Here is a 13,937-nt window from a genome sequence, read left to right on the forward strand (position 1 = left end):
CCGACGCCGATCGGTCCGGCGGACGGCGCGGGCTGGGAGCCGAACACTCCGGTCTCCGTGCCGATGAGCAGCGCGAACAGGGTGGCCGTGGTGCCGAGGAGCAGGGCGTGTGCCCGCAGCCCGGTCCCGTTGCCCACGGCGACCAGCTGCCGCCAGGCAGAGGTGAAGCCGAACCGGGAGTGGAAGAGGGCGACGCCCAGGCCGAGACCGAGCAGGAGCAGGACGCCCGGCTTGGCGCCGTGCGCGGACCACACGTACGCGGTGAGGACGGCGGCGAGCAGCCCGGACACGGCGAGCGGCGTCCGCCGCACCGGGGGCAGGGGCGGCGCCTGCGGGCGTTCCGAGGAGGTGGGCGAGGGAGCGAACAGAGCGGTGGACACGCGCGGCGGCGCGGCCGGGGACGACCCGGCAGGGGGTGCGGTGGTCACGGAAGAACTCTCCGGGGTGGGTGGTGTGCACGGGGACGGCGGGCGCCGGCGGACCGGCGGCGCGGGGAGTGCGGCCGGTCCGGGGGGCTCAGCGGCGACAGAGGCCGTCGTCGACGCACCACGCCGAGCACGCGAAGAGCGCGAGGCACAGCAGCGGAGCCGATGCATACATGCGTGCGAATATACGGAGGAGGCTGCTCCGGACGCCACACCGTCTCGCCAGGCGGATGGCGGACGGAGTGGAGTCCGTGTCCTTGCGGCCGGTTACCGGGTGCGCTCCAGACGGTCCGCCATCAGCTGCACGAACCGGGCGGGCTCCTTGGGCCGGCCGCCCTCGGCGAGCACCGCGAGGCCTCCAAGCATGGCCGTGACCTGCGGCCGCGCCGAACCACGAGACGTTGATGAGAGAACGGCACGGGCGCGCCCCGGTCCTGAACCAGGCAGAGGCGGCAGATCCGGGAGGGGCAGAAACCTCAGCGGGCCGGTGGACGTGCCCGCGGGTTCCCGCCCGGGCAGTGCGGGAACGACCGCATGCCCCACGCCGAGCCCGGCCGGCAGGATGGCGGTGTCCCCGTCGGCGGCACCGGTGTCCGATGTGAGGTGGACGCCCAGACGGGCGAAGGCCGCATCGACATGGGCACGGGACGAAGACCTCTCCGGAAGCCGGATGTGCCGGACGCCGGCCGGGTCAGCCGGAACTCCAGGGCCACACCTGAGCCCCACCACCCCCAGTCCTTCACGTGCGGTGGTGTGCGCCACGAAGGCGAGTTCCCCGTTCATCCATGGCGGCGCAGCTCATGGAAGAAGTCGTCGACGACGTGCAGCCGGCCGGTGTCGGTCACCGCGTCGTACACCTGCTTGCCGACGGCGAGGTCGAGGACTCCGAGGCCGAAGGGGGAGAACACCACGGGCCGGTCGTCCGGCAGCGACACCCGGTCCGTCATGACGTCGTGCAGCGTTCCGGTGAGGAAGTCCCGGTTGCCGGTGAGCTGTTCGGCCAGGTGCGGTGAGGTGTCGGCCTTGAGGCAGTGGTCGACGTCGTCGACGACGTTCGCCGAGGCGAGCACGATCTCGGGGGCCAGGTCGCGCAGCGACACGTGCAGCACCAGGGGGTTGTGGTCGAACCACGCCGGGTCCGTGACGTGGGGCCGCCCGGCGACGGTGGCGAAGACGACCAGGTCGCTGGAGCGGATCAGCTGCTCGGGACCGGCGTGCACGGTGATCCGGCCCGTGGCGGTCCGTTGCAGGTAGGTGCGGAAGCCGGCCGCGCTGTCGGCGGACAGGTCGTGCACACCGATCTGGTCGAAGGACCAGCCGGTCGCGGTCAGGTAGGTGTGGATGTACCGGGCGATCAGGCCCGTTCCGAAGAATCCGACGCGAGTGGGGCGCCGGCGGTGACGGCTGAGCCGGTCGGCCGCCGAGGCGGCCATCGCGGCCGTTCGGCAGGCACTGATGACGGAGCCTTCCAGGCAGGCGAACGGGTAGCCCGTGTCGTGGTCGTTGAGGATCAGGACGGCGGAGGCGCGTGGGATGCCGGCCCGCACGTTGTCGGGGAAGCTGGAGATCCACTTCACGCCGTCCACCCGCACCTGCCCGCCGATCGACGCGGGCAGCGCGATGATCCGCGCCGTCGGCCGGTCGGGGAACCGCAGGAAGTACGACGGCGGGTTGACCGAGTCCCCGGCGGCGTGCAGCCGGTAGGTGGCCTCGACGAGCTCCACGATCTGCCGTTCCCGGCCCTCCAGGGCGCGCTGGACCTGCGCGCCGGTGATCACCGCGAACGACGGCACGGTGATCGGCGACGGTGCGGGGACCGGCTCGGACACGGCGGACTCCGTGGCGTCGGCAGGGGCGGCGGCGTCGGAACGGTACGTGGTCATCGGGCGCCTCCCTCGAGGATCGGCGTGCGGGTGGTCGGGTGCAGCGGTTCGGCCATGGCGACGACGACGTCGCGCGGTGGCTCGAAGGGCTCCCGGCTGTGGGCGGTGCGGACGTTGTCCACGAGCATCAGGTCCCCCGCCTGCCACGGCTCGCGCACGGTGTGGCGCTCGTACACCGAGTTGATCAGCTGGACGACGTCCTCGCCGATCGGGTCGCCGTTCCCGAAACGGGTGTTGAAGGGCAGCCCGTCGGGGCCGTAGACGTCGACGAGGTACTCCCGTACCTCCTCCGCCATGGTCCATTCGTTCAGGAACGCGACCTGGTTGAACCAGCAGCGTCGGCCCGTGACCGGATGACGCACCACGGCGGGGCGGCGCTGACGGGTGCGCAGGCTCCCGTCGGGCTGCCAGTGGAGGTCGATCGCGTGGGCCCGGCAGTACTCCTCGACGGCGGCCTGGTCGTCGGTACCGAACGCCTCCTCCCAGGAGGCTCCTATCTCGTCGTTGTACGTCCGTGTGAGCAACCAGCCCTCCTCATCGAACCGCCGCACCAGGTGGGGCGGGAGGGCGTCGAGGACGGCGGGGGCGTCGGCGAGGGCGGTGGCTCCGCCGGTGCGGGGCGGGGTCAGGCAGGCCAGTAGCAGGAGGCCGGGCGGTGCATGGGTGTAACTGAGCTCGTGGTGCATGCACATGGGCTGGTTGGGCGGCCATGCCGTGGAGGAGTAGACGCCCGGCGCATGGGTGTGGCGGGGCGAGAAGGCTTCCCTCTCCGTCATGAGGGCGGGAGCCAGGTGCCGGAAGACGGCGTCGGCCTGGCCGGTGTCGCGCAGAGCGAGGCCGCGGACGAGGAGCGCGCCGTGTTCGGTGACGAGGTCGCGGAGGGCGTGGCGGTGTTCGGCCGCCCAGCCCGGCGGGTCCTCGGCGGTGCGGGGGTGAACGTGCAGGACGGGGGGCTTGCCGTGGTGCACGTCCAGGTCCGTCCCGGGCGGCGCGGGCACGGCGGCGGGCGTGGGGAGGGCGGAGGTGGGGAGTGACATCGTTCCTGTCCTTTCCATGACGTCGGGGAGTGCCAGGGGGTGCCTGAGGTCAGGCCGAGTGCGCCGGTGCGGTCGGCCGTCGGTCGGGGAGGTCCCCCAGAAGCCCGGCCAGGTCCGCGAGGACGGGGTGGCGGGTGATGTCCGCCAGGGACACCGCGCGGTCCAGGCTGATGGCGAGCTTCACGGCCGTCAGCGAGGTGCCGCCCAGGTCGAAGAAGTGGTCGTGGCGTCCGATCCGGCCCTCCGGGATGCCGAGCACGCCCGCCCATGCCGCCACCAGCCGCTGTTCGGCGGGCGTTTCGGGTGCATCGGGGACACCGGATGCACCGGGCGCACCTGGCGTCCGGAGGTCGTCGCCGTCGGCGGCGGCATGGAGTCGGGAGGCCAGAGCCGTCAGGGCCTTCCGGTCGATCTTGCTGTTGCGGGTCAGCGGGAGGCCGTCGCTCCAGTGGACGGCCGAAGGGACCATGTACGCGGGCAGCGCGGCGCCGAGCCGGTCCAGCAGGACGGCGGTGTCGAGGGGCCGCGTGGAGGAGTAGAAGGCGACCAGATGGGTGCTGTGGCCGGGCCGTTCGGCGACCACCACGGCGCTGTCGCGGACACCGGGCACCCGCAGCAGGGTGTTCTCGATCTCTCCGGTCTCGATCCTGAACCCGCGGACCTTCACCTGGGTGTCACGGCGGCCGAGGAACTCCAGTTTGCCGTCGGGCCGCCAGCGGCCGAAGTCGCCGCTGAGGTAGAGGCGCCGGCCTTCCCGGTGCGGATCGCGCAGGTAGACGGGCCTGGTGCGCTCCGGGTCGTTGACGTAGCCGCGGCCGACGCAGACCCCGGAGAAGGCGATCGCGCCGGGCGCGCCGAGCGGCACCGGGTTCAGGTACTCGTCGACGACATAGAGGTGCACGTTGCCGACCGGCCGGCCGAGCGGGACCCGGTCGCCGTCCGGGGCGCGGTCCATGATCTCGTGGTTGGTGTCGTCGGAGGTCTCGGTCAGGCCGTAGGCGTTGACCAGCTTGATGCGGGGCATGGCGGCGAACCAGCGCTGGGCGAGCTCCTTCTTCAGCGCCTCGCCGGTCACCGACACGTACCGCAGGTCCGGCAGTGCGCGCGGATGCTGCTCCAGGTAGGTCAGGACGACTTCGAGGTAGGACGGCACGACCTGGAGGACGGAGACCCGGCCGCGGGCGATCTTCTCGACGAACCGCTCGGCGTCGAGGATCACCTCCTGCTCGACCAGCAGCGTCCGCCCGCCGACCAGCAGGGCGGAGACGAGCTGCCACAGCGAGATGTCGAAGCACTGCGGCGCGGTCTGGGCGACCACCTGCCCCTCGGAGATCTCCAGGTCGTCGATCTTGGCGCAGAGGTGGTTGAGCATGCCCGCGTGTTCGCACATGGCGCCCTTGGGTTCCCCGGTGGAACCGGAGGTGAAGTAGATGTAGGCGAGCTGGTCCGGTGCGACGTCCACGCCGAGATCACACGCGGCGTGACCCTCCTCGTAAGCGGTGTCGGTGAGCAGGACCCGGACTGCGGGCATCGACGCGAGGGCTGCCTGGAGGGTGCCGGTGCCCGCGAGTTCGGTGAGCACGAGCCTGCACTCGGCACGGGTGAGCATGGACTTGATCCGTTCGGCCGGCAGATGCGGCTCGACGGGCAGGTACACGCCGCCCGCCTTGAAGACCGCCAGCACGGCGGCCATCCAGTCCAGGGTCCTGTCCATCACCACCGCGACGACGCCTTCGCGGCCGAGTCCCCGGGCCAGCAGCGCGCGGGCCAGCTGGTTGGCGCGGGCGTTGAGCTCCCGGTACGTCCACTGCTGGTTGCCGTGCACGGCGGCGACCGCGTGCGGGTCGCGCCGTACGCGCTGCTCGAACAGCTCATGGACCCGGGCGTCGGGCAGGGTGCGGTGCGGCCCGGCGAGTTGCTCGAGCTGGAAGCGCAGCTCCTCGGCCGACAGCAGGCTCTGCCGTGCGTGGTCCGCGTCCGGGTCGGCCGCGATCAGGGAGAGCGCGGTGAGGTGGTGGCCGGCGATGCGGGCGGCGCTGTCGGCGTCGAGGGCGTCGGTGCGGTAGCGCAGCCGCAGCACGAGCCGGCCGTCGTCATGGCGTACGACGGCCACTCGCAGCACCGCTTCCGGGTCCTGGTCGATGCCGGCGGCGCCGGTCACATCGAGCACGGTCTCGAACGGCGGTCCGGTCAGGCCGAGTTCGCGCCGTAGGTCGTCCACCGGGTAGTCCCGATGGGTGAGCAGCTGCGCGGCGACCTCGTGGGTGCGGGTCAGCAGAGCGCGCCACGTGCCGGCAGCCGTCGTCAGCCGGCACGGGAGCGGAGGGCCGCTCCCTGCGGCGAGGTAGCCGGTGGTGACCTCGCGTTCGCCGGTCAGTGCGGCCAGCACCTTGGCGTGCGCCGCCAGGAGCACGGAGCTCAGCGGCACGTCCAGGTCGGCCGCCAGACGGTGCAGGGCCCTCGCGTGGCCGGCGGGGATCTGCGTGTGGTGTTCGGCCAGGCCGGCAACCGGACGGCGGGTCCAGCGAGGGAGGGGCGTGCGGCCGCCCGAGGAGGTCAGGACACCGTGCCAGAAGTCGCGATCGGTGGGGGTGTGGAGTGCCATCGGGGTCTGTCCTTGTGCGTGGGTGGGGCGGGGGCGGGTCACGGATGCGCGGTGTCAGGCGCGGGCTGTCACGAGGCCGTGCGGGTGGGGGGTGTCGGCGAGCAGGTGGTCGGGCAGGTGACGGGCCGGATTGCCTCCCCATCGGGCGTACGACGGGACGTGTTCGCCCTTCATGAGGAAGGAGTCGCAGGCGAGATCGACGTGGTCGGCCATGGTCACGCCGTAGTGGACGAACGCGCCGACGCCGAGGGTGCAGCCGGCGCCGATCGTGGTGCGGTCGGTCTTGAAGGCGCCGTCCTCCTGCGAGTGGCACTGGACCACCGTGCCCGCATTGAGGGTGCAGTCGTCCCCGATCGTCACCATCGTCCGCTCCGGGAAGGCGGAGCCGTCGTCGAAGACCCGCTTGCCGATACGGGCACCCAGCAGCCGCAGGACGACGTTCTTGAACGGGGTCCCGTCCAGGAACTGGGCGTGATGGACGGCCGCCATCTTCCAGAAGCGCTCATGCCGCCAGAAGGACGGCTCGTAGATGGAGCAGTGCAGTGGCTTCTGGGCCCTGAAGCCGGTGGTGGCCCGTTCGAGGAGCGCGAAGTAGCAGACGGAGAAGACGAAGGTGACGACGATGGCCGGCGCGATCACCGAGGCGCCGAAGAAGGTGGAGAGGGCCTTGGCTCCCAGGGCCAGCAGGGTGATGAGGAAGAGGTGGAACCACCGCGTCAGCAGGTACATCACCGCGGTGACGGCGTTGTGCCGGTTCTTGGCCGCGAGCCGGCGGCGCAGTTCGCCACCGCTCTCGAGGTGAGCCAACCGGGTGTCCCGCAGCACCGTTCGCGGAATGGCGAAGGGCGGCGAACCCAGCAGACCGACGTCCTCCCGCACCTCTCCGTCGATCGGAACCATGACCTTCGTCGCCAACAGGCAGTTGTCGCCGGTTCTGGCCCGCGACGGGTAGGCGATGCGGTTCCCGAGGAAGTTGTGCGCCCCGATCGAGGCACGGGAGAGCGAGAACGACGAGTTGGAGAAGTCGGCGTTGATGATCGACAGGCCGTCGGCGACCATCGTGTTGCCGCCCACCGAGCTCAGGAACGGGCTGTCGTGCTTCACTTCCGTGCCGAAGTTCGAGCCGGTCTGCGTGACGGGGGACAGGTGGTAGCCGAGGTAGCGCAGGTAGTGGACGATCGCCGAGCTGTCGCCGAACAGCGTGGTGAAGAACTTCCCGTTGGTCAGGAAGGCGATGGCCCGCTGCAGTCCGTAGGGGAGGCCGTAGAGGGGGTAGACCCGGTCCGGCTCGAGGGCCAGGTTGAGCAGGCGCGGCACCGTGCCCTGGACGAGCAGCCCGGCGAGAGCGCCGCCGAAGAACACCGTGAGGGACGCGGTCAGGGCGCCGAGCCAGAAGGCCCAGCCGGTGAACGGCGGTGAGGCGGAGTCGGGGGACACGTCCAGCTGCGGCGCGGCGGCAAGCAGCAGGGTCACGCCGGCCGTGGTCAGCGGCAGATGGACCAGCAGCAGGACCAGCAGCTGCCCGACGCTGTAGCGGACCTTCCTGGCGGTGGAGCAGTCGGCGGCCTCCACCGTACGGAAGTCCGTGTCGGTGGCCTCCGCCGGTGACCCGTGCCGGCGCTCCCCGGCGGGCACGGCCTGCCCGGCGTACAGGGCGGAGGCATGCCCGAGTTGGGACGCGTCGCCCATGGAGGTGTAGATGTCGAGGACCGTCTGTTCGCCGACGACGACGTCCTTGCCGAGCGTGACCGGGCCGGTCTGGATGACGCCGGCTTGGGCGCGATAACCGGTGAAGAGTGCGTCCTTGCGGATGACCGTTCCGTCTCCGATCGTCAGCAGATCGGCGCAGACGGGTAGACGCGTGGAGAAGATCGCGACATCGCGTCCGATGTGCGCGCCCAGCGCCCGCAGATACAGCACATACAACGGCGATGCGGTGAACAGGCGCAATGGACTCGTACGGATCAGGGTCTTCACTACCCACCAACGCACGTAGGCAAGGCTCCACACGGGGAACCGGCATGGCTTGAAGCGGCCGATGAGCGTCCATTTGGCCAGGATCGGCACGGTGCACAGGCCGATGAAGCCGACACCGCCGACCAGGACGGAGCGCAGGTAGCGGTCCGTCAGCGCGGAGGCGTCGCTGATCCAGGCGTAGCCTCCGAGACCGGCGAGGGCGGCCAGGGAGGAGTACCCGAGGAAGAACAGGAACTGCAGCGTTCCGCAGAGCAGGTACTGCCGCGTGCCCGACCGCGTCGGCCCCTCGCCCGGCGCCGGGCCGGACGGCTGGACGGGAGTGGGTGCCGTGGCCGCGGCTTCGGGTGCCGTGTTCTCGGCGTCGGGTCCGGTGAGCGCGGTGGCCAGGCTTTCGATCGTGGGATGCCGGTAGACGTCCTTCATCGACACGGAGGGAAGGTCCGCCCGCTTGCGTACGCGCGCACAGAACTGGGCCATCACGAGCGAATCCGCGCCCAGGTCATGGAAGAAGTGGCTGTCCGCCGGCACCTGCGCCACACGGACGACGTCGGCCAGCACCTCGGCCAGAAGCCGTGCGGCATGGGCCTTAGGGTCGGCGGACTGGGATTGCGCTGGCATGGTGGCTCCGGTTTGGTGGCTGGATTCCTGACATCCACCCCTCCAGGAAGCCGGGCCGGCATCTCCGTGTCACGCCACTGGATCTCGTTACTTGACACATCGCGTCGGCAGTGTTACGGCCCAGGGTCAAAGAGTGCGTGTCTATATGTGATGGCGTGTTCGCTGTCAAGTCACGAGATTCTGTGACATGACACGCCCGCGACGGTCGCGCGTACTGGAGGGGTCCCACGGAGACGGGTCACCGCACACCAGGAGGCGATCGTGGCGGTCATATCCACCCCCCAGGCCTTCAACCAGGACGACCTCTACGTCGACCTCGAGGCGATCACCGGGCACCGGATCTTCCTCAAATGCGAGGGATTCAATTTCGCCGGCTCGATCAAACTCAAATCCGCCGTCGAGATGGTCGAGGCTGCCGAACGCGAGGGCCGTCTCGGCGACGACTCGATCCTCGTCGAATCATCCTCCGGCAATCTGGGCGTGGCCCTGAGCGTGATCGCGGCCGGCAAGGGCTACCGGTTCGTGTGCGTGACCGACTCCCGTTGCAACCTTCCCACCCGGTTGCTCATGGAGGCCCTCGGCAGCCAGGTCCACATCGTCACGGAGCCCGCCCCCGAAGGCGGTCTGCTCGCCGCGCGACTCCACCACGTCCGCGAGCTGTGCGCCTCGGACGACCGCTACGTATGGCTCAACCAGTACACCAACCCCAACAATGCCATGGCGCACTTCCGCACCACCGCCCCCGCCATCGCCCGCGACTTCCCCGAACTGGACGTCCTCTTCGTCGGAGCCGGCACCACGGGCACCCTCATGGGCTGCGCCCGCTACTTCCGTGACTGGCACCGGCCGGTGCACATCGTCGCCATCGACAGTGAAGGATCCGTCACCTTCGGAGACAGCCCGGGCCGCCGCATGATCCCCGGCCTCGGTGCCGGCGTCCGTCCGCCGCTGCTGGACGACTCGTACGTGGACGAAGTGATCCATGTGGGCGAGGCCGACACCATTCGCGCCTGCCACCAGATGGCGCGCCGCGGGTTCGTCTTCGGCGGCTCCACCGGCACCGTCGTCAGCGGCGCCTCCCGGTGGCTCGCCCGGCACTCAGGAGGCCGCCGGCAGCCGACCGTGGTGGCCATCGCCCCCGACCTCGGCGAGCGCTACCTGGAGACCATCTACCAGACCAACTGGGTCCAGGACCTCTACGGCGACGACACACTCACCCGCCAGGCGGTCGCCGCCCACTCGCCATCGGCCGGGCCCCGGACCGCCGCGGCCCGCGTCCCCGCGGAGCAGGTGCCGGCTTCAGGCTGAGCGAACCGAGTGAACGGCGACCGCGGCGCGTAACCGGCGTCCACCGCCGCGTCCTCGATCGTCCAGCCCGGCACCGCGGCCGCCGCTCCGGCCGCCGGCCCCAGGTAGTCCAGTGACATGGCGCGTCCCAGCCCGACACCCAGACCCTTCAGACAGGCCGCCTTGCGCACCCAGACCCGGGCGAACGCCGGTCGGCCTGTCCACCGCCCGCAGTCCACTCGACTCAACGCTCTCCCGCGGGTGCAGACAGGCCCCGACCTCCTCGGCGACCGCGAGGCCGGGGACCGCCTCGATGTCCACGCCGAACAGCGTCGCCGCGCACGCCGGCAGGCCCAGCCCACCGCTGTGCGACAGCGTCTCCCTCTCGAGGTCGTCCAGCACCGAAAGGCCCAGACGGGCCACCAGGGTCCCGAACTCCTCCGCCCGCACCAGCCACCCCGGGGCGAACCCCTGTCCCCGGCGCCGTCAGCGGCTGCGCCAACCCTCCGTCGCGCAGCTTCACAGGCCGCGCCGACGAGGTCAGGACGCGCTCGCGCCGCCGGCCCGGGTGAGCGTGAGTCCTCCGGTGGGCTCGACAGTCACGTCCACCCCGTCGCTGATCCTGGCGAGCGTCGCGCGCAGCCAGGCACGGTCCTTGTCCGGCGCCGGCTCCAGCCGCATCCGCCGGGCCAGCAGCGGCACGATGCGCACGGCCGTCACCCGGCCGGTGCCGGCCGCCACGGAGACGAGGTGGGCGAGGCGGAGGTCGTCGCGGTACCTCTCGTAGCCGGAGATGCCCTCGTAGTCGTCGATGAAGTCTCCGCAGCCGTGCAGGATCAGCCGGTCGTGGTACAGCTCGACGGGGCGGGGGTGGTGCGAGGAGTGTCCGTGGACGATGTCGACGCCGCCGTCGACCAGGGCGTGCGCGAAGCGGACCTGCTGCTCGGGCACGCGGTAACCCCAGTTGGATCCCCAGTGGACGGACACGACCGCGATGTCACCCGGTCGTTTCGCCCGCCGCAGCCGCCGGAGCAGGGCCTCGGCCGCCGCAGCCGTCGGCTCGGGAACGTAGGCGAGTCCGGACCGCTCCGCGGTCGCCGCCCAACTCGGCGGAATGCCGCTGGACGACATGCCGATGGCGAACACCAGGACCCGGACGCCGTGCCTCACGGCGATCACGGCCGGCGCGTGGGCCGACGTGGCGTCACGCCCGGCTCCGGCCGCGCGCAGACCGGCCCCCGACAACGCGCCGAGCGTCTCCGCCAGACCGGAGCGGCCGAAATCCAGCACGTGATTGTTGGCCAGCACGCAGACGTCGGGCCGGGCCACCGCCAGGGCGGGCACGTTGGCCGGGTGCATGCGGTAGTGCACCGCCTTCCCGGCTGCGAACGCACCGTCGCTGGTGATCGCGGTCTCCAGATTGAGGATCCGGACATCCGGGGCGGCCCGCTCCAGCAGCCCCAGTGCCTCGCCCCACGGCCACGACGGGCCGACCGGCGCGGGTATCGGGCCGCCGGCCCGCTCTGCGAGCTCCACGTACGACCGCGCGTCCCGCACGTAGTCCTCCCGGAGCTCCGGGTCACCGGGGTGCGGAAGGATCTGGTCGATCCCGCGCCCGAGCATCACGTCACCGCACAGGAACAGTGTCACCACGCTGGTGCCCATGTCTCCACCGTAGGCCGGTCGCCGTGCCGCGGTGCCCGCGCGCCCCGATGCCCGAACAGCCCGACAATGGACTGCGGCGCGGAGAACAGGGGCGGGGAACAGGGGCTGAGGCGTGGAGGGGGGAGGCCGAGGTAGGGAGCTCAGGTGCCCGAGTGGCCGTCGCTTCCCGACTTCCTGAAGGCCGTACGGCGTGCTGTCCGCGTGACCCTGGCGGCAGCTGCGGGGTTCTACCCGGCCGTCTACCTGCTGGACCGGCCCTCCGCCGCGGTGTACGCCCTGTTCGCCCCCATCGCGCTCGGCGTCCTGTCGCCGCTGCCCGGCTCTGGCCGCGACCGTGCCGGGACCGTGCTGTACGTCCTGCCGGCCGCCGCGGCGCTGACCGCGCTCGGCACCGCACTGGCCGTCGCCACCGCGTCGGCCGTCGCCGGAATGCTCCTGGTCGGCTTCGCGCTGACCTTCGGGGCCGCCGTCGGACCGAGGATCGCGGGAGCGGCGCCCGGACTCCAGCTCTTCTACATCCTGGCCTGCTTCCCGCCCTACGCCCCCGGCACACTGCCCGAGCGGCTCATCGGCCTGTGCGCAGGCGGAGTACTGCTTTCCTTGTGCGAGCTGCTGGTACTGCCGGAGCCCCGGTCCGCGTCCTACCGTGACCAACTCGCCGACGCCCTGTCCCTTGCCGCCCGGGCCTCCTCTGCCCTGGCCCGTCACGGCGTCCCCGGACCCGACCTGGGCCGGCGGCTGCGCGCCGCAGGTCACGGCCTTCGCTTCTCCCGGCAGCCACCCGGCACCACCCCGGCCGGGGCAGGACGTACGGACCGGGCCATGGCCCAGACCGGCGCCGCCACCCGGCGCCTGCTCGACCAGTTGGCCGTCCTGAGCGCGCACACCGAGCCGCCCTGCCGGGACCTTCCCGCGCAGGCTCTCCTACGGGGTATCGCCACGACCTGTACCGCGGCGGCGGACACCCTGCGCGGCGCACGCCGTCCCACGGGACCCGGACCGCTGCTGGAGATGACCGACGACTTCCTGACACAACGCGGACGGGGCGTCACGGAGGGGTCCCTGGCCGGTCACCAGGTCCTGCGCGGCCGTTCCACGGCGCTGTCCGCGGGTGTGTCGGCCATGACGGTGGCTGCCGCCGTCGCTGTGGCCCGCGGCGGCGCGCGGCGGGTGCCGGGCCTGCCCCGGGACCAGTTCTGGTACGCCGAACCGTCGCGCGCCCGCCTCTGGTGGGTGCGGCTGTCCGGCAACCTCACGTTGCGTTCCGTGGTCCTGCAGAATGCGCTGCGGACCGCGATCGGACTCGCGCTCGCCCGTACGGTGGCCGGCTCGCTGGACCTGGCACACGGGTTCTGGGTGCTCCTCGCCGTCCTGACCCTGGGCCGCACCACAGCCGTCGCCACCTGGTCCGTCGTCCGCTCGGCGATCGTGGGCACGATGGCGGGCGCGGGGGTGGCCGGTCTGCTGCTCACCGGGGCCGGCGGCGCCACCGACGTCTACGCGTACCTTCTGGTGCCGCTGATGGCCGCGGCCTTCACCGTCGGGCCCCTGGGCGGACCGGCCTGGGCGCAGGGGATGTTCACGCTCGTCGTCGCCACCGCGTTCGCCCAGCTCGCCCCCGTGTCCTGGCGGCTCGCCGAGGTACGGGTGATCGACGTGCTGACCGGCAGCGCCGTCGGTCTGTTGTGCGGCCTGTTGGCCTGGCCCGCCGGTGCCCGGGCCGAGATCCGCAGGAGCATGGCGGAACTGCTGCGATCGGTGGCGCCCCTCCTCCCGCTCACCGTCGCCGCCGCGCTCACCCCGCAGGATCGGGAACTGCGGTATCGGACGACGCAGGAGAGTGTGTGGCTGACCGGATACCGGCTGCGCGTCGCCGAGGCCGTATACGCCCAACTCCGCATGGAACCCTCACCGGGCCGCCATACCGACTCGTCCGACTGGCTGGCCGTCATCAACTGCGCCGTCCACGTGCTCGTCGGCGCGCACTGGCTGCCCCAGGAACACACGCCGCACGCAGTACCGGCGGAAGCTGGACGATGGGCGAGGGATGCGGCGGCTCGACTCGCGGCCGACACGGCGCGCGCGGCGGACTTTCCACCGGCCGGCACACGGGCCCGCCTCCCGGCCCTGCCGCCCGGCATCGCGCGTGCGGCCCCGCCGGAGACCCGGCCCTACCTGGTCGACGTGGAGGTCTGGTTGAGGCAGGTGGCCAGGGACCTGACGGCGACCGAGGCCGAGACTTCGGGCCTATGACACCGTCGGCTGACTCTGCTCCGATGCGATCAGGCAGGTGCACCCGCCGCTCTGTCCGATGCCGATGCGGCCGCTCTTCGGGAGCAGATCCGGGTCCGGCTGCCCGACGGCGGACATGGTGCAGGCGGGGTCGCCCACCACGCCCGTGGCGGCCATCCGCTGAGCGGCGGCCACCGCGGCCGGGGAC

At 71.7% G+C, this 13,937-nt stretch carries 7 protein-coding genes and 1 pseudogene; 2 read left to right on the plus strand and 6 right to left on the minus strand.

Going from position 1 to position 13,937, the window contains the following annotated elements; translation table 11 throughout:
- From ACIGO6_RS34120 to ACIGO6_RS34140, 5 genes and pseudogenes are all read right to left on the minus strand, one after another.
- A pseudogene (locus ACIGO6_RS34120) lies at nt 1–428 on the minus strand (YeeE/YedE family protein); the annotation flags it as partial.
- Between the two features lie 776 nt (nt 429–1,204).
- Entirely contained in the window at nt 1,205–2,308 is a 1,104-nt protein-coding gene (gene sbnB, locus ACIGO6_RS34125; RefSeq protein WP_399883169.1) for a 2,3-diaminopropionate biosynthesis protein SbnB, read from the minus strand.
- Nucleotides 2,305–3,345, minus strand: coding sequence for a TauD/TfdA family dioxygenase (locus ACIGO6_RS34130; RefSeq protein WP_399883171.1), 1,041 nt, complete (start codon nt 3,343–3,345; stop codon nt 2,305–2,307). The genes sbnB and ACIGO6_RS34130 overlap by 4 nt, the downstream gene beginning before the upstream one ends.
- A gap of 49 nt (nt 3,346–3,394) precedes the next feature.
- On the minus strand, nt 3,395–5,950 hold the full coding sequence (locus ACIGO6_RS34135; protein WP_399883173.1) for an amino acid adenylation domain-containing protein: 2,556 nt from the start codon (nt 5,948–5,950) through the stop codon (nt 3,395–3,397).
- 54 nt (nt 5,951–6,004) lie between these two features.
- On the minus strand, nt 6,005–8,545 hold the full coding sequence (locus ACIGO6_RS34140; protein WP_399883175.1) for a Pls/PosA family non-ribosomal peptide synthetase: 2,541 nt from the start codon (nt 8,543–8,545) through the stop codon (nt 6,005–6,007).
- A 261-nt stretch (nt 8,546–8,806) separates the two neighbouring features.
- Here ACIGO6_RS34140 and sbnA point away from each other — a divergent pair, with 261 nt between their 5' ends.
- Nucleotides 8,807–9,853 (plus strand): 2,3-diaminopropionate biosynthesis protein SbnA, encoded by a 1,047-nt coding sequence (gene sbnA / locus ACIGO6_RS34145; RefSeq protein WP_399883177.1) that lies wholly within the window; start codon nt 8,807–8,809, stop codon nt 9,851–9,853.
- 519 nt (nt 9,854–10,372) lie between these two features.
- Here sbnA and ACIGO6_RS34150 read toward each other — a convergent pair.
- Nucleotides 10,373–11,497, minus strand: a complete 1,125-nt coding sequence (locus ACIGO6_RS34150; RefSeq protein ID WP_399883179.1) for a CapA family protein — start codon at nt 11,495–11,497, stop codon at nt 10,373–10,375.
- 144 nt (nt 11,498–11,641) lie between these two features.
- Here ACIGO6_RS34150 and ACIGO6_RS34155 point away from each other — a divergent pair, with 144 nt between their 5' ends.
- Complete coding sequence (locus ACIGO6_RS34155; RefSeq protein WP_399883181.1) at nt 11,642–13,750, plus strand: FUSC family protein; 2,109 nt, start codon at nt 11,642–11,644, stop codon at nt 13,748–13,750.
- The last annotated feature ends 187 nt before the right edge of the window (nt 13,751–13,937 follow it).

It is taken from the genome of Streptomyces sp. NPDC053750 (assembly GCF_044544295.1).
GTDB lineage: Bacteria > Actinomycetota > Actinomycetes > Streptomycetales > Streptomycetaceae > Streptomyces.

Bases quoted from the DNA above. Each gene is read 5' to 3' on its own strand.
- sbnB (WP_399883169.1), bottom strand. From the start codon at position 2,308: ATGACCACGTACCGTTCCGACGCCGCCGCCCCTGCCGACGCCACGGAG.
- ACIGO6_RS34130 (WP_399883171.1), bottom strand. From the start codon at position 3,345: ATGTCACTCCCCACCTCCGCCCTCCCCACGCCCGCCGCCGTGCCCGCG.
- ACIGO6_RS34135 (WP_399883173.1), bottom strand. From the start codon at position 5,950: ATGGCACTCCACACCCCCACCGATCGCGACTTCTGGCACGGTGTCCTG.
- ACIGO6_RS34140 (WP_399883175.1), bottom strand. From the start codon at position 8,545: ATGCCAGCGCAATCCCAGTCCGCCGACCCTAAGGCCCATGCCGCACGG.
- ACIGO6_RS34150 (WP_399883179.1), bottom strand. From the start codon at position 11,497: ATGGGCACCAGCGTGGTGACACTGTTCCTGTGCGGTGACGTGATGCTC.